This is a genomic window from Bradyrhizobium sp. SZCCHNR1051 (assembly GCF_032489615.1).
In the GTDB taxonomy this organism is placed as follows: domain Bacteria; phylum Pseudomonadota; class Alphaproteobacteria; order Rhizobiales; family Xanthobacteraceae; genus Bradyrhizobium.
The window spans coordinates 269,476-292,460 of record NZ_JAUEYJ010000003.1; the positions used below are offsets into that span (position 1 = coordinate 269,476).

Annotated in this window: 21 protein-coding genes; 13 read left to right on the plus strand and 8 right to left on the minus strand. The window is 66.9% G+C overall.

What is annotated here, in order from left to right; all coding sequences use genetic code 11:
- Positions 1-148 precede the first annotated feature (148 nt).
- The 10 genes from proB (at position 149) to QW868_RS04910 (ending at position 9,934) form a co-directional block, all read left to right on the plus strand.
- On the plus strand, positions 149-1,285 hold the full coding sequence (proB, locus tag QW868_RS04865) for a glutamate 5-kinase (RefSeq protein WP_316230042.1): 1,137 nt from the start codon (positions 149-151) through the stop codon (positions 1,283-1,285).
- A 74-nt stretch (positions 1,286-1,359) separates the two neighbouring features.
- Positions 1,360-2,649: a glutamate-5-semialdehyde dehydrogenase gene (locus QW868_RS04870; RefSeq protein WP_316230043.1), complete on the plus strand. Its 1,290-nt coding sequence runs from the start codon at positions 1,360-1,362 to the stop codon at positions 2,647-2,649.
- A 66-nt stretch (positions 2,650-2,715) separates the two neighbouring features.
- On the plus strand, positions 2,716-3,339 hold the full coding sequence (locus QW868_RS04875; RefSeq protein ID WP_315757270.1) for a nicotinate-nucleotide adenylyltransferase: 624 nt from the start codon (positions 2,716-2,718) through the stop codon (positions 3,337-3,339).
- Between the two features lie 307 nt (positions 3,340-3,646).
- On the plus strand, positions 3,647-4,003 hold the full coding sequence (gene rsfS / locus QW868_RS04880; RefSeq protein ID WP_315740729.1) for a ribosome silencing factor: 357 nt from the start codon (positions 3,647-3,649) through the stop codon (positions 4,001-4,003).
- Between the two features lie 56 nt (positions 4,004-4,059).
- Complete coding sequence (gene rlmH / locus QW868_RS04885) at positions 4,060-4,542, plus strand: 23S rRNA (pseudouridine(1915)-N(3))-methyltransferase RlmH (protein WP_316230044.1); 483 nt, start codon at positions 4,060-4,062, stop codon at positions 4,540-4,542.
- 33 nt (positions 4,543-4,575) lie between these two features.
- A complete protein-coding gene (locus QW868_RS04890; protein ID WP_316230045.1) occupies positions 4,576-5,946 on the plus strand; it encodes a murein hydrolase activator EnvC family protein in 1,371 nt (456 codons plus the stop codon).
- Positions 5,943-7,295 (plus strand): S41 family peptidase, encoded by a 1,353-nt coding sequence (locus QW868_RS04895; RefSeq protein WP_315740726.1) that lies wholly within the window; start codon positions 5,943-5,945, stop codon positions 7,293-7,295. The genes QW868_RS04890 and QW868_RS04895 overlap by 4 nt, the downstream gene beginning before the upstream one ends.
- A 186-nt stretch (positions 7,296-7,481) precedes the next feature.
- Complete coding sequence (locus tag QW868_RS04900; protein ID WP_316230046.1) at positions 7,482-8,696, plus strand: divergent polysaccharide deacetylase family protein; 1,215 nt, start codon at positions 7,482-7,484, stop codon at positions 8,694-8,696.
- A gap of 87 nt (positions 8,697-8,783) precedes the next feature.
- Complete coding sequence (locus QW868_RS04905; protein WP_316230047.1) at positions 8,784-9,290, plus strand: RNA pyrophosphohydrolase; 507 nt, start codon at positions 8,784-8,786, stop codon at positions 9,288-9,290.
- 137 nt (positions 9,291-9,427) lie between these two features.
- Positions 9,428-9,934 (plus strand): RNA pyrophosphohydrolase, encoded by a 507-nt coding sequence (locus QW868_RS04910; protein WP_315740723.1) that lies wholly within the window; start codon positions 9,428-9,430, stop codon positions 9,932-9,934.
- 82 nt (positions 9,935-10,016) lie between these two features.
- Here QW868_RS04910 and QW868_RS04915 read toward each other — a convergent pair whose 3' ends face one another.
- From QW868_RS04915 to QW868_RS04940, 6 genes are all read right to left on the minus strand, one after another.
- Positions 10,017-11,699 (minus strand): adenylate/guanylate cyclase domain-containing protein, encoded by a 1,683-nt coding sequence (locus QW868_RS04915; protein WP_316230048.1) that lies wholly within the window; start codon positions 11,697-11,699, stop codon positions 10,017-10,019.
- Positions 11,700-11,867: 168 nt separating this feature from the next.
- Positions 11,868-12,275: a F0F1 ATP synthase subunit epsilon gene (locus QW868_RS04920; RefSeq protein ID WP_316230049.1), complete on the minus strand. Its 408-nt coding sequence runs from the start codon at positions 12,273-12,275 to the stop codon at positions 11,868-11,870.
- A 97-nt stretch (positions 12,276-12,372) separates the two neighbouring features.
- Entirely contained in the window at positions 12,373-13,815 is a 1,443-nt protein-coding gene (gene atpD / locus QW868_RS04925; protein ID WP_315740720.1) for a F0F1 ATP synthase subunit beta, read from the minus strand.
- Between the two features lie 96 nt (positions 13,816-13,911).
- A complete protein-coding gene (locus QW868_RS04930) occupies positions 13,912-14,790 on the minus strand; it encodes a F0F1 ATP synthase subunit gamma (RefSeq protein WP_315740719.1) in 879 nt (292 codons plus the stop codon).
- 154 nt (positions 14,791-14,944) lie between these two features.
- On the minus strand, positions 14,945-16,477 hold the full coding sequence (atpA, locus tag QW868_RS04935) for a F0F1 ATP synthase subunit alpha (protein ID WP_316230050.1): 1,533 nt from the start codon (positions 16,475-16,477) through the stop codon (positions 14,945-14,947).
- Positions 16,477-17,037 (minus strand): F0F1 ATP synthase subunit delta, encoded by a 561-nt coding sequence (locus tag QW868_RS04940; RefSeq protein ID WP_316230051.1) that lies wholly within the window; start codon positions 17,035-17,037, stop codon positions 16,477-16,479. The genes atpA and QW868_RS04940 overlap by 1 nt, the downstream gene beginning before the upstream one ends.
- Before the next feature lie 650 nt (positions 17,038-17,687).
- On the opposite strand from QW868_RS04940, the gene QW868_RS04945 reads away from it, so the two are divergent.
- Positions 17,688-18,236 carry a septal ring lytic transglycosylase RlpA family protein gene (locus tag QW868_RS04945; RefSeq protein WP_315740717.1) on the plus strand — a complete coding sequence of 183 codons (549 nt, stop codon included), beginning with the start codon at positions 17,688-17,690 and terminating at the stop codon, positions 18,234-18,236.
- A 128-nt stretch (positions 18,237-18,364) separates the two neighbouring features.
- Here QW868_RS04945 and QW868_RS04950 read toward each other — a convergent pair whose 3' ends face one another.
- Entirely contained in the window at positions 18,365-20,572 is a 2,208-nt protein-coding gene (locus tag QW868_RS04950) for a primosomal protein N' (protein WP_316230052.1), read from the minus strand.
- Positions 20,573-20,689: 117 nt separating this feature from the next.
- Here QW868_RS04950 and QW868_RS04955 point away from each other — a divergent pair, with 117 nt between their 5' ends.
- Together QW868_RS04955 and QW868_RS04960 are read left to right on the plus strand one after the other, a co-directional pair.
- Positions 20,690-21,673, plus strand: coding sequence for a tyrosine recombinase XerC (locus QW868_RS04955; RefSeq protein ID WP_316230053.1), 984 nt, complete (start codon positions 20,690-20,692; stop codon positions 21,671-21,673).
- 81 nt (positions 21,674-21,754) lie between these two features.
- Positions 21,755-22,345, plus strand: coding sequence for a DUF4337 domain-containing protein (locus QW868_RS04960; protein WP_315740715.1), 591 nt, complete (start codon positions 21,755-21,757; stop codon positions 22,343-22,345).
- A 41-nt stretch (positions 22,346-22,386) separates the two neighbouring features.
- On the opposite strand, the gene QW868_RS04965 is transcribed toward QW868_RS04960, so the two are convergent.
- Complete coding sequence (locus tag QW868_RS04965; protein ID WP_316230054.1) at positions 22,387-22,917, minus strand: hypothetical protein; 531 nt, start codon at positions 22,915-22,917, stop codon at positions 22,387-22,389.
- Positions 22,918-22,985 lie beyond the last annotated feature (68 nt).

Here is a 22,985-nt window from a genome sequence, read left to right on the forward strand (position 1 = left end):
GGTACCCCAACGGCGGTCTTGCCGTGTGGACCCCCACCCCCGCCCCCTCCCCGCAAGGGGGAGGGGAGGACACCGGCCTCGCGGCGACGGCATGCCTTGATCTTCCGACGTCTGTCCGATGCTGCTGACCCCAGACCGAACCACCACCATGGCACCCCGTCTCGAAAATTTCCGCCGCATCGTCGTCAAGGTCGGCTCGTCGCTGCTGGTCGATTCCGAGGCCGGCGAGGTGCGCGCCTCCTGGCTCACAGCGCTGGCCGCCGACATTGCCAGGCTGCACAGCCGCGGCTGCGAGCTGCTGGTCGTGTCCTCAGGCTCGATCGCGCTCGGCCGCAGCCGGTTGAAACTGCCGCGCGGACCGCTGAAGCTGGAGGAAAGCCAGGCGGCCGCCGCGGTCGGCCAGATCGCGCTGGCGCGGACCTGGTCGGAGGTGCTCGGTGCTCATGGCGTCAGTGCCGGCCAGATCCTGGTGACGCTGCAGGACACCGAGGAGCGCCGGCGCTATCTCAACGCCCGTTCGACCATCGCCAAGCTCCTGGAATGGCGCGCAGTGCCGGTCATCAATGAGAACGACACGGTCGCGACCGCCGAGATCCGCTATGGCGACAATGACCGCCTCGCCGCTCGCGTGGCCACCATGGCGAGCGCCGATCTGCTGGTGCTGCTGTCGGATATCGACGGCCTCTACACCGCGCCGCCCGCGCAGGATCCGAACGCACGGCTGATCCCCGTGGTCGAGAGCATCACTGCCGACATCGAGGCGATGGCCGGCAGCGCCGCCTCGGAGTTCTCACGCGGCGGCATGCGCACCAAGATCGAGGCCGCCAAGATCGCCACCACCGGCGGCACCCACATGCTGATTGCGTCCGGCAAGATCGAGCACCCGCTGCGGGCGATCGCCGATGGCGGCCGCTGCACCTGGTTCCTGACGCCAGCGAACCCGGTCACCGCGCGAAAACGCTGGATCGCGGGCTCGCTGGAGCCGAAGGGCACGCTGACGATCGATGCCGGCGCAGTGACCGCACTGCGCGCCGGAAAGAGCCTGCTGCCGGCCGGCGTCATCCGTATCGACGGCCAGTTCGCCCGCGGCGATGCCGTCGTGGTGCGCGGCCCCGACACCCATGAGATCGGCCGCGGCCTCGTCGCCTACGACGCCGATGATGCCGAGCGGATCAAGGGTCGCTCGTCGCCGGACGTGGCCATCATCCTCGGCGTCTCCGGCCGCGCCGAGATGATCCATCGCGACGACCTGGTCATCGGCCCGGCGGGCGCCGGCCCAGCCTGAGGCCAAGGCACCGGCGTTCGCAAACGGCCTCGTTCCGTGCTACTGGAGAGCCTTAGTTCAAGGTTGAAAAGCCCATGACCGCGCCTTTGAAAGCCATCGACGGCAGCGCCGATCTGCCCGCCCTGATGAACGACCTCGCCAAGCGCGCCCGTGGGGCCGCCCGCGTGCTGTCGCTGGCGCCGGCCGAGCAGAAGAACCGCGCGCTGGAGGCGATGGAGCGGCGGATCCGCGCCCGCACTGAAGCGATCATCGCCGCCAATGCCGAGGACGTTGCCGAGGCCAAGGCGGCCGGCATGACCTCGTCCTTCCTCGATCGCCTGACATTGACCCCGGCCCGCGTCGCCGCGATGGCCGACGGCATCGCCGTGGTACGCGGCGTCGCCGACCCGGTTGGCGTCGTGACCGAGAGCTGGCAGCGGCCGAACGGGATGACCATCGAGCGCGTGCGGGTGCCGCTCGGCGTCATCGCCGTGATCTTCGAAAGTCGTCCCAATGTGGCGGCTGATGCCGGCGTGCTGTGCCTGAAGTCCGGCAATGCGGTGATCCTGCGCGGCGGCTCGGACTCGTTCCGCTCCTGCCGCGCGATCCATGAATGTCTCGTCGATGGCCTGCGCGAAGCCGGCCTGCCGGAGGCCGCGATCACGCTGGTGCCGACGCGCGATCGCGCCGCGGTCGGGCTGCTGCTGTCGGGCCTGAACGGCGGCGTCGACGTCATCGTGCCGCGCGGCGGCAAGAGCCTGGTTGCGCGCGTCGAGGCGGAGGCGCGCGTGCCGGTGTTCGCCCATCTCGAAGGTGTCAATCACGTCTATGTCGATGGCGCCGCCGATCTCGAGATGGCCAAGTCGATCGTGCTGAACGCGAAGATGCGACGCACCGGCGTCTGCGGCGCCGCAGAGACGCTGCTGGTCGATCGCGCGAGCGCCGACAAGATCAAGCCGCTGGTCGACATGCTGATTGGCGCCGGCTGCGAGGTGCGGGGCGACGATGCGGTGCGGGCGGCCGATGCGCGGGTGAAGCCGGCCAGCAACGAGGATTGGGACACCGAATATCTCGACGCGATCATCGCCGCCAAGGTCGTCGACGGCGTGGAGGGTGCGATCGCCCACATTCACGCGCACGGCTCGCACCACACCGATGCGATCGTCACCGACGACAACGCAGCGGCCGACAAGTTCCTTAACGAGGTCGACTCGGCCATCGTCTTGCACAATGCCTCGACCCAGTTCGCCGACGGCGGCGAGTTCGGTTTTGGCGCCGAGATCGGCATCGCCACGGGCAAGTTCCATGCGCGCGGGCCGGTCGGGGTCGAGCAGCTGACGAGCTTCAAATACCGCATTCACGGCAGTGGTCAGACGCGGCCATGACCGCCGCATCCTGTGGTTGAGTTACACGAGCAGCAGGCGGGGGCCGCCGTGACCGACGCCACAGCCATGCGGCCTGCGATCCGCCAGGCGCTGCCGCCCTACAGCGACGGCATGCGCATCGGCCTGCTCGGCGGCTCGTTCAACCCGCCGCACCAGGCGCATCGCGCGATCAGCCTGTTCGCGCTGAAGCGGCTGCAGCTCGACCGTGTCTGGTGGCTGGTGACACCGGGCAATCCGCTCAAGAACAATGGCGGGCTGCATGCGCTGGCCGAGCGCGCTGAGGCGGCACGCAAAGTCGCCGCCGATCCGCGCATCGAGATCAGCTGTCTCGAATCCGTCATTGGCACCCGCTACACTGCCGACACGATCGATTATCTGCGCCGGCGCGCCTCCCGCCTGCGCTTCGTGTGGATCATGGGCGCCGACAATCTCGCGCAGTTCCATCGCTGGCAAAAGTGGCAGCACATCGCTGCCCAGGTTCCCATGGCCGTGGTCGACCGCCCGCCGCGCAGCTTCCGCGCCCTGAACGCACCCGCCGCACGCGCCCTCGCGCGGTACCGCATTCCCGAAGCGCAGGCCAGCCGTCTCGCCGACAGCGCCGCGCCAGCCTGGGTCTACCTCACCGGCCTCAAGCTCAGCCTGTCGTCGACGGGCCTGAGGAACCCGGACGGCAGTTGGAAGTCGTTCTGAACAGCCGCGCTCGCTGTCGCGCGGCATCGGATGTGCATGGAACTTGCCGTCCCGTTACGGTCCGAAGCGGGGCGGCCGGTCGAGAATGTCGGGCCGGGCAGTCGGGGCACTGGATTGTTGAAACCGTTAACCCCACATGCCTAGTATGGTCAGCAGGCCGGGTTGGATTCGGCCTGCGATACAGTGAAAGGAATGGTCCCTGACCACATCTGTATTGTCCCAGTCGGCCTTACCCAAGACGAAGGCAACGACGACCAAGTCGGCCACTGCCAAGTCAGCGCGTAAGACGTCGACCCGAGATGCGGCCTTGCAGGCGCAACCCGACGCCGACAAGACCCTGCGCACCATCCTCTCCCGCCTCGAAGACATGAAGGCGGAGGAGACGGTCACGATCAATCTTCACGGCAAATCGGCGTATTCCGACTACATGGTCATCACCACGGGCCGCTCGAACCGGCACGTCGGGTCGATCGCGGAAAACGTCGCCAAGGGCCTGAAGGAAGCCGGCACCAAGAAACTCCACATCGAGGGCCTGCCCAATTGCGATTGGGTGCTGATCGATTCCGGCGACGTGATCGTGCACGTGTTCAGACCCGAGGTTCGCGAGTTCTACAATCTCGAGCGATTGTGGACTCAAGGGCCGAACCCGGCGAAGACGGTCTAGGCGGTCCCACGCCGCGCCGGATGCGAATCGTGCGGCGCACGTGCTAGTCCGTGCGCATGCGCCTGATCGTGGTCGCCATCGGCCGGTTGAAGCAGGGTCCCGAGCGGGAGCTCGCGGAGCGCTACCGCGGGCGTTTTGATGACATCGGCCGCAAGCTCGGCTTTCGCGGCCTCGACATTCATGAGATTCCGGAAAGCCGCGCCCGCGACGCGGCAACGCGCATCGCCGAGGAGGCCGCCGCGATGTCGGCGGCAATCCCGGACAAGTCCGTACTGGTGTGTCTCGACGAGCGTGGCCAGAACGTCGACAGCACAACCTTTGCGGGTTATCTTGGACGCTGGCGGGACGAAGGCATTCCGGCAGCCGTCTTCGCAATCGGCGGCGCCGACGGACTTTCGCCCGATTTGCGGCGCAGAGCCAAGCTTGGGGTTGCGTTCGGCGCTGCGACCTGGCCGCACCAGATCGTCCGCGTCCTGCTGCTCGAGCAGATTTACCGTACTGCTACGATCCTGGCCGGTCACCCCTATCACCGCGCTTGAATAGGGGACGATGGGAGCACAATAAGGACCTCGATGTTCGCTGCGCGGCCCCTCTCCCGTTCCTCAAGAACCGTCCGCAGCGGCCGGTCGTGCCGCGCGTCGCTGGTCGCGCTGCTGATCGTCGTTCCCGGTCTGCCGGCGACGGCGCAGACCGGACTTCGGCCTTCCCTCGCCGGTACCGCCTCGCCGACACCGGCGACACCCGAGCAGTTGAAGCAGCGCGAGCAGGAGCTCGAGGCCGCCCGCGCGGCCCAGAAGGCCGCCGCCGAGGCCCAGGAGCGCCTGAAGGCCGACATCGCCGCGCTGGGCGAGGATCGCGGCAAGCTCAATCAGCAGCTGATCGACGTCGCCGCGCAGGTGCGCAGCGTCGAGACGAGAGTCGGTGAGGCCGAAACGCGACTGCGCGGGCTCGACGGCCGCGAGCAGGATCTGCGCACCTCGCTGGAGGCGCGGCGCACCGAGATCATCGAGGTTCTGGCTGCGCTGCAGCGCGCCGGCCGCCGCACGCCGCCGGCCCTGCTCGTCCGTCCCGAGGATGCGCTGCAGTCGCTGCGGACCGCGATGCTGCTGGGCGCTGTGATCCCGGAGATGCGTGGCCGCGCCGAAAAGCTCTCGACCGATCTCGGCGAGCTCGTCGCCATCCGCAAGACGATCGCCAGCGAACGCGACAAGCTCGCCGGCGACCGCGACAGGCTGCGGACCGATCAGACCCGTCTCGCGGCCCTGGTAGAGGAACGCCAGCGCAAGCAGAGCTCGGCCGAGAAGGACATGGAAGCCGAAAGCGCGCGCGCCGCTGTGCTGGCCCAGCAGATCGACTCGCTGCAAGGGCTGATCACGACGATGGAGCTCGATCTCAAGAGCGCCGCCAAGGCCGCGTCGACGGCGAGCCTGCAGGGCGTGCCGGTCAACAGCAAGCCGGACGCGAATGCGCTGCGCAACCCGGGCCGCAAGGCGCCCGCGATCGCGTTCGCCTCGACCAAGGGCATGCTGACGTTTCCCGTCAACGGCACCAAGATTCGCGAATTTGGCGCGTCGGACGGCGCCGGAGGCTCCGATAAAGGCATTTCTTTGGCAACCCGGCCGGGCGCCCAGGTCACAACCCCGTGTGATGGCTGGGTTGTGTATGCGGGTCCCTTCCGCAGCTACGGACAACTCTTGATCCTCAACGCCGGTGGCGGGTATCATGTCCTCATCGCCGGGATGGAGCGCATTTCCGTCAACATCGGGCAGTTTGTTCAGACGGGAGAACCGGTCGCGACCATGGGTAACTCGTCCCAGGTCGCCTCCATTCTCGCTACCAACGCGAGTCAACCAGTGCTCTATGTCGAGTTCCGTAAGGACGGCACTCCAATCGATCCAGGCCCATGGTGGGCCGCAAATGAAGGCGAAAAGGTACGCGGATGATGCGTAAGACTTCGGTAATTCTCCTGAGCGCGGCCACCGGTGCGGCATTGACCCTGTTCGTCTCGCAACCGCGCGCGGTGTTGATGGGATCGACGGCGCGCGCCGCGACCGCCGATACCTATCGCCAGCTCAATCTGTTCGGCGACGTGTTCGAGCGCGTGCGCAGCGATTATGTCGAGAAGCCCGACGATTCGAAGCTGGTCGAGTCCGCGATCAGCGGCATGCTCTCGGGCCTTGATCCGCATTCGAGCTACATGGATGCGAAGAGCTTCCGCGACATGCAGGTGCAGACCCGCGGCGAGTTCGGCGGCCTCGGCATCGAGGTGACGATGGAAGACGGCCTGATCAAGGTGGTGTCGCCGATCGACGATACGCCGGCCTCGAAGGCGGGCATCCAGGCCAACGACATCATCACCAATCTCGACGACGAAGCCGTGCAGGGCCTGACCCTCAACCAGGCGGTCGAGAAGATGCGCGGCCCGGTCGGCACCAAGATCAAGCTGAAGGTCGTGCGCAAGGGCGCCGACAATCCGCTCGACGTGACGCTGACCCGCGACAACATCCGCGTCCGCTCGGTGCGCTCGCGCACCGAGAGCGACGACATCGCCTATGTCCGCATCACCACCTTCAACGAGCAGACCACCGAGGGCCTGAAGAAGAGCATCGCCGACCTGCAGAACCAGATCGGTGACAAGCTGAAGGGCTACATCATCGACCTGCGCAACAATCCGGGCGGCCTGCTCGAGGAGGCGGTCACCGTCTCCGACGCGTTCCTGGAGCGCGGCGAGATCGTCTCGACCCGCGGCCGCAATGCCGAGGAGACGCAGCGCCGTGCGGCGCATGCCGGCGACCTCACCAAGGGCAAGCCGGTCATCGTGCTGATCAATGGCGGCTCGGCTTCGGCGTCGGAGATCGTGGCCGGCGCGCTGCAGGACCACAAGCGCGCGACCCTGGTCGGCACCCGCTCGTTCGGCAAGGGCTCGGTGCAGACCATCATCCCGCTCGGCGCCGGCAATGGCGCGCTGCGGCTGACCACCGCGCGCTACTACACGCCGTCGGGCAAGTCGATCCAGGCCAAGGGCATCGTGCCCGACATCGAGGTGCTGCAGGACGTGCCGGATGAGCTGAAGTCGCGCACCGACACCAAGGGCGAGGCTTCGCTGCGCGGCCATCTGAAGAACGACGGCGACGAGAAGACCGGCTCGCAATCCTACGTGCCGCCGGACGCCAAGGACGACAAGGCGCTCAAAATGGCCGCCGACCTCCTCCACGGCATCAAGAACAGCGCCAACACGCCGGCGCCGACCGAGAAGGCCGCGGCCGACAAGCCGGCCAAGGCTGCGAACTGAGAGGCTGCGAACTAGGCGGCAGCCGACAGACGCGCATCGGGTTTGAAGGGCGGCCTCCGGGCCGCCCTTTCCTTTTCTCTTTGGCTTCTTGCTTTCCCGCTCCGCCGATCTACGGGCTTTGGGAGACTGGCCCTGCGTCCGAATCCTCGCCGTGGTATCGTCGACCCGATTGATTCGGGAATTTCGATGACAGAGACGGCCGACGAGCTGAGCGCCCCGCTCGGACAGACGGAAAAGCGTCGCAGGCGCCGCATTCGGCTTCCCTTCACGGCCCTGCAGGCCCTTGCGATGCTGCTCGGCCTGTTCCTGGTCGTCTTCGCCGGCTTTGCGATGTTCAACGACAATCCGCTCGGTGGCGAGCCGGTCGCCCGCGTCGCGATCAACGAAGGCGCAAGGCCTGCCGACGACAAGGCCGCCAAGCCGGATGGCAAGTCTGACGCAAAGGTCGATCACGGCGCGGCCCCCGCGGCCAAGCAGGAGGGCGGCGAGCGCAAGACGGTCACCATCATCGACGGCTCCAGCGGCACCCGCCAGGAGGTCGCGATCGGTGCCGGTGGCGAGACGGCGGAGCCTGGATCGGCCGCTCCGGCGATCCAGATGCCCGGCGTGGACCCGCGGCTGCTGGAGAAGTCGCGCTACGGCATGATCCCGGTGATGGCCGACGGGCTGAAGCCGTTCACCGCCTATGCGGCCGAGGCTGACCGCGCCAAGGCGGCGCGCATGCCGGCCGTCGCGATCGTGATCGGTGGTCTCGGCGTCGGCGCCGCGAAGACGGTGGACGCGATCATGAAGCTGCCGCCGGCGGTCACGCTGGCCTTCACGCCCTATGGCTCCGATCCGACCAAACTCGCCGAGCGCGCCCGGGCGCAGCGCCACGAGATCCTGCTCCAGGTCCCGATGGAGCCCTACGACTATCCCGACAACGATCCGGGTCCGCAGACGCTGCTCGCTACACTCGCACCGGACCAGAACATCGACCGGTTGTTCTGGCACATGAGCCGGCTGCAGGGTTACGTCGGCATCGGCAACTTCATGGGCGCGCGCTTCGTCGCAACGGAAGCGGCGATGCAGCCGATCGTGAACGAGGCCGCCAAGCGCGGTCTGGCCTTGTTCGACGATGGCGCAGCCCCGCGCAGCGTGGCGGCCTCGCTGGCCACGGGACGCGCGATGCCGTTCGCGAAGGGCGACGTCGCCATCGACGCGGTGCCGACCCCGGTCGAGATCGACAATGCCCTCGCCAAGCTCGAAAGCCTGGCCAAGGAGCGTGGCGTCGCCGTCGGGACCGCCTCGGCACTGCCGGTCTCGATCGACCGCATCGGCACCTGGATCAAGGGGCTCGACCGCAAGGGCATTCTGCTGGTGCCATTGACAACCGCGATGCTGAAATCAAAATCGAACTGAACGAACGTGCGCCGGCCCGACTGGCGACGTGACAGCGTGAGGCCTGCGCAGCGAGGCGCAGGGTCCCGCAGGAAGGCCGAGACCGGAATGACGCGCTACGAGGACCTGCCTTACCGCACCTGCGTCGGCATCATGCTGATCAATTCGGAGGGGCTGGTTTTCATCGGTCGCCGCGCCGGCGGGATCGAGCATGTCGACGACACCCATGTCTGGCAGATGCCGCAGGGCGGCGTTGATCCCGGCGAGGATGCCTGGGAGGCGGCCAAACGCGAGCTGTACGAAGAGACCAGCGTGCGCTCCGTCGAGAAGCTGGCCGAGGTCGGGGACTGGCTGACCTACGACATCCCGCGCACGGTCGCGGGTCGCGCCTGGAAGGGCCGCTATCGCGGCCAGCGCCAGAAATGGTTCGCGCTGCGTCTCACCGGGCCCGATGCCGAGATCAACGTCGAGCGGCCCGGCGGCGGCCACCACAAGGCGGAATTCGTCAGCTGGCGCTGGGAGCCGATGAAGAACCTGCCGGGGCTGATCGTGCCGTTCAAGCGGCCGGTCTATGAGCGGGTGGTGAAGGAATTCGCCACGCTGGCTGGCGGCTGACTCGCGATCGCGGGCCGACCGCGACGCGTGGCCGAAACCGTGTCATACGCTCGCACTGCAAAGAATCTCTGCAGATCCGTCGCGACAACGCCGTCACGATGCGTTGCCATGCGAGACGAAGCCCCACGGATATGAGCATGACCGAAACCAGACCCTACCGGCCGAATGTCGGCATCGCCCTGCTCAATGCCGAAGGCCTCGTCTTCCTCGGGCGCCGCTTCCGCGACGACGGGCCGGAGATCGTCCTGCCCGGCCTCGAATGGCAGATGCCGCAAGGCGGCGTCGACCCCGGCGAGGATCTGCAGGCGGCGGCGCGGCGCGAGCTTTGGGAGGAGACGGGCATTCGCGACGCCGACATCCTCGGCGAGACCGACTGGCTGACTTACGAATTTCCCCCATTCGAGGATCCGAACCACCGGCTCGCGCGCTTTCGCGGCCAGCGCCAGAAATGGTTCGCGATGCGTTTCACCGGACGCGAGGGCGACATCGATCCGGTGACGCCGCGCAACGACCAGCCGGCCGAGTTCGACGCCTGGCGCTGGGAGCGGCTCGCGCGCATTCCGGATCTGGTGGTGCCGTTCCGCCGAGAGGTCTACCGCGCGGTGGCGCAGGCCTTTGCGCATCTCGCCAAAGCTGGCGACTGATCAACGAAGAGTGAGGCTCACCGTCATTCCGGCCTCGCGCTCCGCGCGCCTCGGAAAGACGAGGTCGAGAGAGTTCGCCAGCTTAATTGTCCTCGACCGTGAACGGGCCGATCGCGATCACCCGGCAATCGCTGTCGCGCGTGGCGCAATCGGCCAGCGCGCCGCCAATCGCGGTCTCCTCGCGATCGCCGTTGAGGCCGAAGCCGGGACGGCCAGCCGTTCCGACCGCGACTGCATTCCAGCCCGACGGCGCGGCCTCGAGGCGCCGCGCCACCTCCTCGCGCGCCTCCGGGGCGATCGCCTGATGGTTGACCGCGCGGAAGAAGCCGGTGGCTTTCATCACCGTCGGCACCGGCACCACGAAGGCATCGTCGAGCGCAACGATGATGCAGGCGGTCCCCGCCTGGGCACCGCAGGCTTCGAGATTGCGGCGAACCACGTCGTCGACGAGGTCGCCGCCGACGCTATAGAAGAACTGCCCGCCGGGCCCGAGCGCGATGGCCTTGGTCCGTCGCGCCGTGCCGTAGTTCGCCTCGAGCCGGGCTCGGCCTGTATCGCGCACCAGCGGCATCTCTGCAGCGCTGAAGGCGCGCTCGGTCATCGGGTCGTGGCGCACCCAGGGCTGCGGCGGCAACGGTGGCTTGCTGTGCACGTAGACGACGCTGTCGCCGACGGCATAGAGCTCGCATTTGCGCGGTCCGTTCGCGTTTTCCGCGCGCTGCTGGCACTGCTCCAGCGCAGCCGATTTCGCGGCCTCATCGCTCGCCTGTCCGGTGACATAGGCGCTGACGCCGTTGATCGTGGTCGCGAACGCCTTGTGATCCGGTGCCAGCACGTAGTCGCGCGCCAGCGCAATGCGGGTCCGCTCGCTCACGAACGGCACGGCTTCAGGTGCGAACTTCTCGGCGGCGACAACGGACGAAGGTTGCGGTGACGGCTGCGGCGAGGCAGCGGGCTGCACGGCGACGGATGACTGCGTCGCCGCGGGGGACGGAGATGAAGACGGGGCCGAGGAAGGCGAAGCCGGCGTGGCCGACAGCCGGGCCAGCGCCTCCGCCGCCGCCTTGGCGGCATCGCGCTGCACAGGATGCGGATCGCGGTAGTCCAGATAGAGCTCAGTCCCGACCCCGACGGCTCCGAGCGCAACCAGGGCGGCCGCAATTCGCCAGATCAGGCGGAGCCCGCCGCCGCGGGCGACTTTCTTTTCTTCCGGCGGCGCGTAGGTGCCGTCCTCGCGGCGCATCGCGACCCGATAGGCGTGCACCGGGGTCGGGATGTTCTTGACCTCCCGCGCACCCATGTCGGCAAACTGCACCGACAGCTTATTGGCGACCTGCTCGTGCACCGCGCGCGAGATGCAGATGCCGCCGACATCGGCGAGCCCCTCCAGCCTGGCTGCGATGTTGACGCCGTCACCGAGCAGATCGCCGTCGCGCTCGACGACGTCGCCGATGGTGATGCCGATGCGGTAGCTCATCTGCCGGTTCGGCGGATAGGCCATGTTGCGCGTGCGCAGGCTCTCCTGAATGTCGATCGCGCAGCGCACCGCTTCGACCGCGCTGGGAAACTCCGCGAGGACGGCATCGCCCGCGGTGTTGAAGATGCGGCCACCGGCGCGCGCGATGAAGTCGTCGACCACTTCGCGATAGGCCGCCAGACGCCGCAGCGTCTCCTCTTCATCCTCGGCGACGAGGCGGGAATAGCCGGCAATATCGGCGGCAAAAATCGCCGCGATCTTGCGCTTCAACACGATCTGCCCTGCCATGTCACCACGCCCAGTCGAACGGCCGGGAGCATGCCGTCAGATCGGCGAGCACGCAACCGGCATCCCTTGCTAGTAGTCATCCGCCGGCCCCGGACGTTCGAGCCGGAAAACGAAAATGGCCGGGCAGAGCCCGGCCATGAACGTTCATTCATACGTCGTGCTGTTGGATCAATGCAGCGCGGTCGTGTTGAGCTGCTGCTGGATCGTCTTGAAGTGATCGAGCCGCTCGATCGCACGATCGAGCTCGTTGCCCTGCTTCTCGTTCAGCTTGGATTCCATGCCGGCGATCTCGGCCGCGAAAGCGGTCTGGTCGAGCTCCTCCAGCGACGTCGCGACGTCGGCCAGAACCGTCAGACCCTTGTCCGAGATCTCGGCGAGGCCGCCGAGCACGATGATCTTCTGCTGCGAGCCGCCAGCGGTCACCGTCAGGATACCCGGCCGCAGCGTCGCCACGAATGGCGCATGGCCGGCGAGCACGCCGAAATCACCCTCCTGGCCGGGCACGTCGACCTGGTCGACCTCGCCCGAGAAGGCGATCTTTTCCGGCGAGACGAGATCGAAATGGAAAGTAGCCATTGGGAAACCTGCGAATAGCGAATAGCGAATGGCGAGTAGTGAAGGAGGAAGCAGCGAACAGTTCGTCTATTCGCTACTCCCTATTCGCTATTCGCCCTTAGGCCGCCTCGGCGGCCAGCTTCTTGCCCTTCTCGACCGCCTCGTCGATGTTGCCGACCATGTAGAAGGCGGCCTCCGGCAGGTGGTCGTACTTGCCTTCACACAGGCCCTTGAAGCCCTTGATGGTGTCGGCGAGGTCGACGAACTTGCCCGGCGATCCCGTGAAGATTTCGGCGACGTGAAACGGCTGCGACAGGAAGCGCTCGATCTTGCGGGCGCGGGCCACGGTCAGCTTGTCCTCTTCCGACAGTTCGTCCATGCCCAGGATGGCGATGATGTCCTGCAGCGACTTGTAGCGCTGCAGGATCTGCTGGACCTGACGCGCGGTCTGATAGTGCTCCTCGCCGACGACCAGCGGGGAGAGCATGCGCGAGGTCGAGTCGAGCGGGTCCACCGCCGGGTAGATGCCCTTTTCCGAGATCGCGCGGTTCAGCACGGTGGTGGCGTCCAAGTGGGCGAAGGAGGTCGCCGGCGCCGGGTCGGTCAAGTCGTCGGCCGGCACGTAGATCGCCTGCACCGAGGTGATCGAGCCCTTGTTGGTGGTGGTGATGCGCTCCTGCAGCGCGCCCATGTCGGTGGCGAGCGTCGGCTGATAGCCCACCGCCGACGGGATGCGGCCGAGCAGCGCCGACACTTCCGAGCCCGCCTGGGTGAAGCGGAAGATGTTGTCGACGAAGAACAGCACGTCCTGGCCCTGGTCGCGGAAGTGCTCGGCGACGGTCAGGCCGGTGAGGCCGACGCGGGCACGGGCGCCCGGCGGCTCGTTCATCTGGCCGAACACCAGCGCGCACTTCGACTTCACGCTCGGATCCGGATTGTGCGGATCGGCGTTGACCTTGGACTCGATGAACTCGTGATAGAGGTCGTTGCCTTCACGGGTCCGCTCGCCGACGCCGGCGAATACCGAGTAGCCACCATGCGCCTTGGCGACGTTGTTGATCAGCTCCTGAATCAGCACGGTCTTGCCGACGCCGGCGCCGCCGAACAGGCCGATCTTGCCGCCCTTCGCGTAGGGCGCCAGCAGGTCGACGACCTTGATGCCGGTGACGAGGATTTCCGCTTCGGTCGACTGGTCGGTGTAGCTCGGCGCGTCCGCGTGGATCGGGCGCAGGCCCTCGGCCTCGACCGGGCCGGCCTCGTCGATCGGCTCGCCGATCACGTTCATGATGCGGCCGAGCGTGCCGACGCCGACCGGCACCCGGATCGGCGACCCGGTGTCGCTGACTTCCTGGCCACGAACCAGGCCCTCGGTGGTGTCCATCGCGATGGTGCGCACGGTGGACTCGCCGAGATGCTGGGCGACCTCAAGCACGAGGCGGTTGCCGCCGTTCTTGGTTTCGAGCGAATTGAGAATGGCCGGCAGGTGACCTTCGAACTGCACGTCGACGACGGCGCCGATGACCTGGGTGATGCGACCGATCTGGTTGGCTGCGGTAGCCATTGGATTTCTCTCCTTACGATCCGTATACGAAACCACGGTCGGCTCGACCGGGATATGTCCTTGGGTTGCGCTTCAACGGGGCGCGACGCGATCCGGTTAGACCGCCTCGGCGCCCGAAATGATTTCGATCAGTTCCTTGGTGATCATCGCCTGACGCGTGCGGTTGTAGATCAGCGTCTGCTTGCGGATCATCTCGCCGGCGTTGCGGGTGGCGTTGTCCATGGCCGACATCTGCGCCCCGTAGAACGAGGCGTTGTTTTCGAGCAGCGCGCGGAAGATCTGCACCGCGAGATTGCGCGGCAGCAGTCCGGCCAGGATCTCGTCCTCCTCCGGCTCATACTCGTAAGGCGCCAGCGGCGCCGCATTCGCCGGGCGCGCCTCGACCACCAGCGGAATGATCTGCTGAGCGGTCGGAATCTGCGCGATCACCGAGCGGAAGCGCGAGTAGAACAGGGTGCAGACGTCGAACTCGCCGGCCTCGAAGCGGGCGATCACCTTCTTGGCGATGTCGTCGGCATTGGCGAAGCCGATCTGGCGCACCGAGCGCAGGTCGAGATGCTCCACGATCTGCTTGTCGAACTGACGGCGCAGCTGCTCATAACCCTTGCGGCCGACGCAGAAGAACTTCACGTCCTTGCCCTGGTTCATCAGGGCGAGAGCGCGCTCGCGCGCCAGGCGAACGATCGAGGAGTTGAACGCGCCGGACAGGCCGCGCTCGCCGGTGCAGACCAGCAGCAGGTGCACCTGATCGCGACCGGTGCCCGCAAGCAGCTTCGGCCCGCCGGCAGAAGCGATGGTGGCGCTCGCGATATTGGAGATCACCGCGTCCATCTTCTCGGCATAGGGACGCGCCGCCTCGGCCGCGAGCTGCGCGCGGCGCAGCTTGGAGGCGGCGACCATCTGCATGGCCTTGGTGATCTTCTGCGTCGCCTTGGTCGAGGCGATGCGGACCCGCATGTCTTTCAGTGACGCCATTGTTCGTCTAGCTCACCCCGGCGGTCGATCCCTAGAAGACCCGACCGCTCAACCCTGAGATTGGTCATGCCCGGCCTGGCGCCGGGCATGAGATGTCACGTTGTTCCACCCCGAGGGGGTGGATGGCCGGCGAGAGCCGGCCATGGCCTTGCGATCAGGCAAAGGTCTTGGCGAAACCTTCGACCACTGCCTTCAGCTTGGCGGCGCTGTCGTCGGACAGATCCTTGCTGTCGCGGATCGCGTCGAGCAGGTCGGCGTTCTTGCCGCGCAGCAGCGACAGCAGACCGTCCTCGAAGGCGCGCACCTTGTTCAGCGGCAGCGGATCGAGATAGCCGTTGGTGCCGGCCCAGATCACGCAGACCTGCTCTTCCATCTTCAGCGGCGAGAACTGCGGCTGCTTCAGGAGCTCGGTCAGGCGCGAGCCACGGTTCAGCAGGCGCTGCGTCGAGGCGTCGAGGTCGGAGCCGAACTGCGCGAACGCCGCCATTTCGCGGTACTGCGCGAGCTCGCCCTTGATCTTGCCGGCGACCTTCTTCATGGCCTTGGTCTGCGCCGAGGAGCCGACGCGCGACACCGACAGACCGACGTTCACGGCAGGACGGATGCCCTGGAAGAACAGATCGGTCTCCAGGAAGATCTGGCCGTCGGTGATCGAGATGACGTTGGTCGGGATGTAGGCCGACACGTCGTTGGCCTGGGTCTCGATGACGGGCAGCGCGGTGAGCGACCCCAGACCGTGGTCCTTGCTGAGCTTGGCGGCGCGCTCGAGCAGGCGGGAATGCAGGTAGAACACGTCGCCCGGATAGGCCTCGCGGCCCGGCGGACGGCGCAGCAGCAGCGACATCTGGCGATAGGCGACGGCCTGCTTGGACAGATCGTCATAGATGATGACGGCGTGCATGCCGTTGTCGCGGAAGTACTCGCCCATGGTGCAGCCGGTGAACGGCGCGAGATACTGCATCGGCGCCGGATCGGACGCGGTCGCGGCGACGACGATCGAATATTCCAGCGCGCCCTGCTCTTCGAGCACCTTGACGAACTGCGCGACGGTCGAACGCTTCTGGCCGATCGCGACATAAACGCAATACAGCTTCTGGCTCTCGGGCGCGCCGGCGACGTTGAGCGGCTTCTGGTTCAGGATCGTGTCGAGCGCGATCGCGGTCTTGCCGGTCTGACGGTCGCCGATGATCAGCTCGCGCTGGCCACGGCCGACCGGGATCAGGGCGTCGATCGCCTTGAGGCCGGTCGACATCGGCTCGTTGACCGACTTGCGCGGAATGATGCCGGGGGCCTTGACGTCGACGCGCTTGCGCTCGGTCGCCTGGATCGGGCCCTTGCCGTCGATCGGATTGCCAAGCGCGTCGACGACGCGGCCGAGCAGCCCCTTGCCGACCGGCGCGTCCACGATGGCGCGGGTGCGCTTGACGGTCTGGCCTTCCTTGATCTCGCGGTCGGCGCCGAAGATGACGATACCGACGTTGTCGGTCTCGAGATTCAGCGCCATGCCGCGGGTGCCGTTCTCGAACTCGACCATTTCACCGGCCTGGACGTTGTCGAGACCGTAGACGCGGGCAATACCGTCACCGACGGACAGCACCTGTCCGACTTCGGTGACTTCGGCTTCCTGCCCGAAATTCTTGATCTGGTCCTTGAGGATCGCGGAAATTTCCGCGGCGCGGATGTCCATCAGCCTGCCTCTTTCATCGCGTGCTTGATCGAGTTGAGTTTGGTGCGAAGCGAACTATCGATCATGCGGCTGCCGAGCTTGACGACGAGCCCGCCGATAATCGCTGGATCGACTTTCACGTTGAGCGCGACGTCCTTGCCGGTCACCGTTTTCAGTGAGGCCTTCAAGGCGTCGAGATTCTTGTCGGAGAGCGGCTCGGCGACGATGACGTCGGCCGTGGCCTCTCCCTTGTATTTGGCGACCAGCGCATTGAAGGCGCGGATCACGTCGGTCACCGCGAACAGGCGGCGGTTGGCGGTCAGCACGCGCAGCACGTTGGCGGCGACGCCGGTGATGCCGGCCTTGTTCAGCACCGCATTCAGCGCCTTGAGTTGCACGTCCGCACCGAACACCGGACTGCGGACGAGGCGCTTGAGATCGGCGCTCTCATCGAGGAGGGCATTGAACCTGTCGAGATCGGCCTTGACCGCATCGACGGACTTTTCGTCACGGGCCAGTTCAAACAGGGCCGTCGCGTAACGACCGGACACACCGGATACGGAGGGATCTTCAGCAGCCACAGACGTGCTCTTTTTATATGTGCCCAACCCACAAGAGGGACACCGGCGCGCCGCTGCGGCGCAAACCAGTTAAGCCCTTGGAATTCAAGCAGGACTTTGATTTTCGATCGCCGCGGGAGCAGCTTGATCACGAAAAGCGGCGCTTTGCTAACATAGCGTACGCGCAGCCGCAACAAGCGGTGGCCCGCTATTCGGCACCTTGTTGCCGCGCCGCGGTCGGAGCGTAAGCGCCCGTCCAACGGACTCGCTGATCGCGCCCAACACGCGACCCGACCCCAATACCAATCACTTTGGACAAGGTTCCAGCTGTTGCTGCATGGCCGCCATGCTGGTTTGGCCTTGACTCCCGTCGGCGGTGCCCGGCGGCCGCCGGCCGGCCCGCATCGACATTACTTGCTGACATCTTGGCGTCCTAAGCGAGAACTTAAATCAACAGTATTTTGAAGTATTTGATCGTTAAGGAAGCGTTAAAGCAGCGGATTACGGAATTTTCCGTGATGAGTAGACCGCGATGCAAGATGTTTCGATCAGAGCGAAACAATTTCTACTGCCCCATTCACGCCTCATTGCCCCACCAAACGGCGCCCGCCTCAACACCTGACGGGGGTTCACTGGCCGCAGAACGCGGCAATACTGTTCGAGGGACATAGATGCTGAAACTGAAGAACATCTCGGCTGGCAAGATCGCCGGCTCGCGCACCGCGCTCGCTGTTGCCGTGACGCTGATCGTCGGCGGCAGCGCCACCGAAGCCTCGGCCCGGTCCAGGCACCACCAGCACCACGCTCGCCACCACCATCACCACATGTCGCGCCATGCTGCTCAGCCCGCGGCCGACTCGTTCTCGAACGGATGGTCGTCCAACGGCTCCTCGTGGATGAACTCCAACGCAGCGGTCACGCCGTCGTCCGGCACCGGCCGCAGCTTTTCCGGCATGGCGTCGTACTACGGCAACGAGTCCGGCAGCCGCACTGCCTCCGGCCAACGCATGAACGCCAACGCCATGACCTGCGCGCACCGCTCGCTGCCGTTCGGCACCAAGCTGCGCGTGACCCATGGCGGCAACAGCGTCATCGTCACCGTCAACGACCGTGGCCCGTTCATCCGCGGCCGGGTGCTCGACCTCTCGACCGGCGCCGCCCGCGCCATCGGCCTGACCCGCGCCGGCGTCGGCCGCGTCACCGCTGAGGTCGTGTCGTAAGGCACCAGAGTCTATTTACGCGTCATTGCGAGCGCAGCGGCGCAGCGAAGCAATCCAGGGCCGGGTCTGGACTCTGGATTGCTTCGTCGCGTCGCTCCTCGCGATGACGGTGGAGAGCGCGCCGAGCGCTACAAGAAGCTCTGCGGGTCGACGTCGACCTCGAGCTTGAGATTGCCCTTGGGCTTCTCGGCATGCGCCAGCCAGTGGCGCAGATAATCCGACAGGTCGAAATTGCGTGCCGACTTGAGCAGCAGCCGAAAGCGGTAGCGGCCCTTGATCACCGCGAGCGGCGCCTCGGCCGGGCCGAGCAGCAGCACGCCCTCCTCGCGCGGCGCCGACGCGACCAGCCGGCGGGCGAAGCCCTCTGCGGTGGGCCGGTCTCCGGCCGAGATGATCAGGCTCGCGAGCCGCCCGAACGGCGGATAGCCGGTGCGCTCGCGGACGTCGATCTCGCTGGTGTAGAAGGCCTCGCGGTCGCAGGCGACCAGCGCCTTCATGACGGGATGCTCGGGCTGGTGGGTCTGCAGGTAGCCGCGGCCTCGCCCCTGCTCACGGCCGGCGCGGCCGATCACCTGGTTCAGGAGCTGCCAAGTGCGCTCGGCGGCGCGCGGATCGCCATTGCCGAGGCCGAGATCGGCATCGACCACACCGACGAGATTGAGCCGCGGAAAGTTATGCCCCTTGGCGACGAGCTGGGTGCCGATGATGAGATCGACGCGGCCTTCCGCGATCTCCGTCAGCTCGGCGCGCATGCTCTCGATCGAGGTGATCAGATCACTCGACAGCACCATGCTGCGCGCCTCCGGAAACAGCGCCGCCGCCTCCTCCTGCAACCGCTCCACGCCGGGTCCCACCGCGACCAGCGATTCCTCGGCCGCGCAGTGCGGGCAGGTCGGCGGACGCGGCATCGAGAAGCCGCAATGGTGGCAGACCAGCCGCTGGCGAAAGCGGTGATCGACCAGCCAGGCGTCGCAGATGGTGCAGGCGAAGCGGTGGCCGCAGGCGCGGCACAGGGTGAGCGGCGCATAGCCGCGGCGGTTCAGGAACAGCAGCGCCTGCTCGCCGCGCTCGATCGCGGTGCGGATCTCGCCGGCCAGCCGCGGCGAGATGTAGCGGCCGCGGGGCGGCGGCTCGCGCCGGAGATCGATGGCCTCGATATGCGGCATGTGCTGGCCGCCGAAGCGCGACGGCAGCGCCACGCGCTGGTAGCGGCCCTTGCGGGCATTGACCTCGGTCTCCACCGAGGGCGTCGCTGACGCCAGCACCACCGGGATCTTGGCGATGTGGCCGCGCACCACGGCCATGTCGCGGGCGTGGTAATGGGCGCCCTCGTCCTGCTTGTAGGCCTGGTCGTGCTCCTCGTCGACGATGATCAGGCCGAGATCGGCATAGGGCAGGAACAGCGCCGAGCGGGCGCCGACGACCACCGGCGCCTCGCCGGCGGCGATCGAAGCCCAGTTGCGCTGACGGTTGCGCGGGGTCAGCTCGGAATGCCATTCCAGCGGGCGGACGCCGAAGCGGCGCGAGAAGCGCTCCAGGAATTGGCCGGTCAGCGCGATCTCCGGCATCAGGATCAGCGACTGCCGGCCGCGGCGGACCGTTTCGGCCACCGCCTCGAAATAGACTTCCGTCTTGCCTGACCCTGTGACGCCGTCGAGCAGCGCCACCTGGAACGTGCCGCTCGCGGCCAGCGCCCGCATCGCCTCGACGCCGGCCTGCTGCGCGTCGAAGAACTCCGGCCGGGCGAAGTCGGGATCGGGCGCCGGCGGCGCCAGCGTCCGCGGCATCGCCTCCACCGTCAAGGTGCCCTCGTCGACCAGGCCGTCGATCACGCCCCCGGACACGCCGACCTCGCGCGCCAGATCCGACTTGCCGTGCAGCAGGCCGTCGGAAACGGCGTCGATGACGCGGCGGCGTGACGGCGTCAGCCTCTTCGGCGGCTCGCCGACCAGCCGGACGCCGAGCCGGACGCGCTCGGGGCCGAGATGCTCGCCCATCCGCAAGGACATCCGCAGCACCATGCCGCGCGGCGACAGCGTGTAATTGGCGACCCAGTCGACCAGCGATCGCAGCTCGGGCTTGAGCGGCGGCACGTCGAGCTTCTCGCTGACATCCTTGAGCCGGTTGTGCAGGCGCGGATCGGGATTGGCATTCTCGGCCCACACCACCGCCAGCACCTCGCGCGGTCCCAGCGGCACGCCGACGACATCGCCAGGCTTCAGATCCATGCCGCGCGGCACACGGTAGGAATAGGTGTGGTCCAGCGCGACCGGAACCAGCACGTCGACCACGCCGGTCGATGCGGTGCCTGAAGGGGAGGTGGTGGCGCGGTCCATGGGGGCGGAGATAACCTTGCTCTGGCTGAAGCGAAAGCCGCCCGGCAAAGTTAGCGAACGGTAAACGATGACAGTGCGATATACATGACATGACGCGATGAGATCGAGCTGTTCGCGATGACTGCGACCACGACATCAGCGGCGGAGACGCCCGACATCACCGGTCTCCTCGGGGCCGACGAAGGCGTCGTGCGTGCGATGATGCAGTGGCTGGCGCATCTGCGCAGCGAGCGCCGGCTGTCGCCGAAGACGGTCGAGGCCTATGCCCGCGACCTGCGGCAGTGCCTGCAATTCCTTTGCACCCATTGGGGCGAGCCGGTGACGCTGGCGCGCTTCGCCGCGCTGGAGGCGGCCGATATCCGCGCCTTCATGGCGATGCGACGCGCAGACGACATCGCGGGTCGGTCCTTGATGCGGACCTTGGCGGGCCTGCGCTCGTTCGGCCGTTTCCTGGAGCGCGAGGGCAAGGGCAAGGTCGGCGCACTCTCCGGCATCCGCGCGCCAAAGATCGCCAAGAGCCTGCCGAAGCCGCTGCCGATGGACGCCGCCAAGCGCCTCGCCGATGCCGACGAGCGCGCCGGCGAGACCCGGGAGACCTGGGTGCTGGCGCGCGACGCCGCTGTGATGGCCCTGCTCTACGGCTCCGGCCTGCGCATTTCGGAAGCGCTCGGCCTCAAGCGCCGCGAGGTGCCACGGCCGGGCGAAGGCGACGTGCTGGTCGTGACCGGCAAGGGCAACAAGACCCGCATGGTGCCGGTGCTGCAGAATGTGCTGCAGCTGATCGACGAGTACGCCAAGCTTTGTCCTTATCCGCTGCCTGCGGACGGGCCGATGTTCCTCGGCGCCAAGGGCGGCCCGTTGAGCCCGCGCATCATCCAGCTGACGATGGAGCGGCTGCGCGGCGCGCTCGGCCTGCCCGACAGCGCCACGCCGCACGCGCTGCGCCATTCCTTCGCGACGCATCTGCTGTCGCGCGGCGGCGATCTGCGCGCCATCCAGGAGCTGCTCGGCCACGCCTCGCTGTCGACCACCCAGATCTATACCGGCATCGATTCGGAGCGGCTGCTCCAGGTCTACGCGTCGGCGCATCCGCGGCGGTGACACCGTTCCGTCACATCGTTTCCCTTGCGCGACCACCGAGCTTCCGGCAATCGTTCTCGCGCTTGATCCGGAGGGGAACAGATGAGCGCACATGAGAGCATGGAGCATGCGGAGCATGCCGAGCACGCGTCGGGCGAAAACAAGAAGATCGCGCTGCTGATCGCCGTCATCGCCCTGTTCCTGGCGCTGTCGGAAACGCTCGGCAAGGGCGCGCAGACCGAATCGATCAGCAAGAACGTCGAGGCCTCCAACCTCTGGGCCTTCTTCCAGGCCAAGACCGTTCGCCGCACGGTGGTGCAGACCGCCGCCGAGCAGGGCAAGCTGAGCTTGCCGGCGCTGCCTGACGAGGCGGCCAAGGCGGCGTTGCAGAAGCAGATCGACGATTGGCAGAAGAATGCCGCGCGCTATCGCTCGGAGCCGGAGACCGGCGAAGGCAGCGAGCAGCTGGCCGAACGCGCCAAGCATGCCGAGCACGAGCGCGACCTCGCCACCGCAAAGTACCACCACTATGAGCTCGCGTCGGCCGCCTTCCAGATCGGCATCGTGCTGGCGTCAGCGACGATCATCACGGGCATGCTCGTGCTGGCCTGGGCGTCCGGAGGGCTCGCGCTGATCGGTATTGCCATGACGTTGCTCGGCCTGTTCCAGCCGCATCTGCTGCATCTGCATTGAGGTCAGCGACGGCAACTGGCTTTGCGACGTGGCGACCACCACTACCGCGCCTGCTGCACGCTCCTGCGGAAGCGCATGATCACGCGCAGCACGCGCGATGACCAGCCATCGGCATTGCGGCGGATGATCTCGCGGATGCGCTGCTTGATCGGATCGACCAGCGCCGCGGCTTTCCTGCGCAGCGCGAGCACGGCCTCGTAGAGCCATGCGAACCAGGACATCTGCAGCAGCTTGCTGCGCGTCACATCGAAGATGAAGGCGGTGACGCCGACACCGACGATCTTGCCGAACACGATCGTGGCCAGCGCAAACTTCCACTGCTGGTGCATCAGCAGCCACATGCCGATCAGCTTGAGCGGAAACAGCAGAACGACCGGCACGACGAAGACGATCAGGGTCAGCGCCGGCGACAGCGTCTCAATGCGCCCGGCCAGCCAGTGCTTGAAGCTACGCAGCGGTATCGCGGCGACAATGCGCGCCACGATCGGCTCGAGATGGTCCCACAGCCAAGCCTCGATCAGGAAGATGATCGCAAGCAGAACCCAGAACGGCTGAAGCAGGCGGCGCAGCATCGGACTCCATCTCCGCCAGGCCCCGCGGGTTGAGGCCGCTATGACGATACGACCTCGCGCCATGCCGT

What these genes read in the sequence shown, in the direction of transcription:
- proB (WP_316230042.1), top strand. Translation starts at nt 149, where the DNA reads ATGGCACCCCGTCTCGAAAATTTCCGCCGCATCGTCGTCAAGGTCGGC.
- QW868_RS04870 (WP_316230043.1), top strand. Translation starts at nt 1,360, where the DNA reads ATGACCGCGCCTTTGAAAGCCATCGACGGCAGCGCCGATCTGCCCGCC.
- QW868_RS04875 (WP_315757270.1), top strand. Translation starts at nt 2,716, where the DNA reads ATGCGGCCTGCGATCCGCCAGGCGCTGCCGCCCTACAGCGACGGCATG.
- rlmH (WP_316230044.1), top strand. Translation starts at nt 4,060, where the DNA reads ATGCGCCTGATCGTGGTCGCCATCGGCCGGTTGAAGCAGGGTCCCGAG.
- QW868_RS04890 (WP_316230045.1), top strand. Translation starts at nt 4,576, where the DNA reads ATGTTCGCTGCGCGGCCCCTCTCCCGTTCCTCAAGAACCGTCCGCAGC.
- QW868_RS04895 (WP_315740726.1), top strand. Translation starts at nt 5,943, where the DNA reads ATGATGCGTAAGACTTCGGTAATTCTCCTGAGCGCGGCCACCGGTGCG.
- QW868_RS04900 (WP_316230046.1), top strand. Translation starts at nt 7,482, where the DNA reads ATGACAGAGACGGCCGACGAGCTGAGCGCCCCGCTCGGACAGACGGAA.
- QW868_RS04905 (WP_316230047.1), top strand. Translation starts at nt 8,784, where the DNA reads ATGACGCGCTACGAGGACCTGCCTTACCGCACCTGCGTCGGCATCATG.
- QW868_RS04910 (WP_315740723.1), top strand. Translation starts at nt 9,428, where the DNA reads ATGACCGAAACCAGACCCTACCGGCCGAATGTCGGCATCGCCCTGCTC.
- QW868_RS04915 (WP_316230048.1), bottom strand. Translation starts at nt 11,699, where the DNA reads ATGGCAGGGCAGATCGTGTTGAAGCGCAAGATCGCGGCGATTTTTGCC.
- QW868_RS04920 (WP_316230049.1), bottom strand. Translation starts at nt 12,275, where the DNA reads ATGGCTACTTTCCATTTCGATCTCGTCTCGCCGGAAAAGATCGCCTTC.
- atpD (WP_315740720.1), bottom strand. Translation starts at nt 13,815, where the DNA reads ATGGCTACCGCAGCCAACCAGATCGGTCGCATCACCCAGGTCATCGGC.
- QW868_RS04930 (WP_315740719.1), bottom strand. Translation starts at nt 14,790, where the DNA reads ATGGCGTCACTGAAAGACATGCGGGTCCGCATCGCCTCGACCAAGGCG.
- atpA (WP_316230050.1), bottom strand. Translation starts at nt 16,477, where the DNA reads ATGGACATCCGCGCCGCGGAAATTTCCGCGATCCTCAAGGACCAGATC.
- QW868_RS04945 (WP_315740717.1), top strand. Translation starts at nt 17,688, where the DNA reads ATGCTGAAACTGAAGAACATCTCGGCTGGCAAGATCGCCGGCTCGCGC.
- QW868_RS04950 (WP_316230052.1), bottom strand. Translation starts at nt 20,572, where the DNA reads ATGGACCGCGCCACCACCTCCCCTTCAGGCACCGCATCGACCGGCGTG.
- QW868_RS04955 (WP_316230053.1), top strand. Translation starts at nt 20,690, where the DNA reads ATGACTGCGACCACGACATCAGCGGCGGAGACGCCCGACATCACCGGT.
- QW868_RS04960 (WP_315740715.1), top strand. Translation starts at nt 21,755, where the DNA reads ATGAGCGCACATGAGAGCATGGAGCATGCGGAGCATGCCGAGCACGCG.
- QW868_RS04965 (WP_316230054.1), bottom strand. Translation starts at nt 22,917, where the DNA reads ATGCTGCGCCGCCTGCTTCAGCCGTTCTGGGTTCTGCTTGCGATCATC.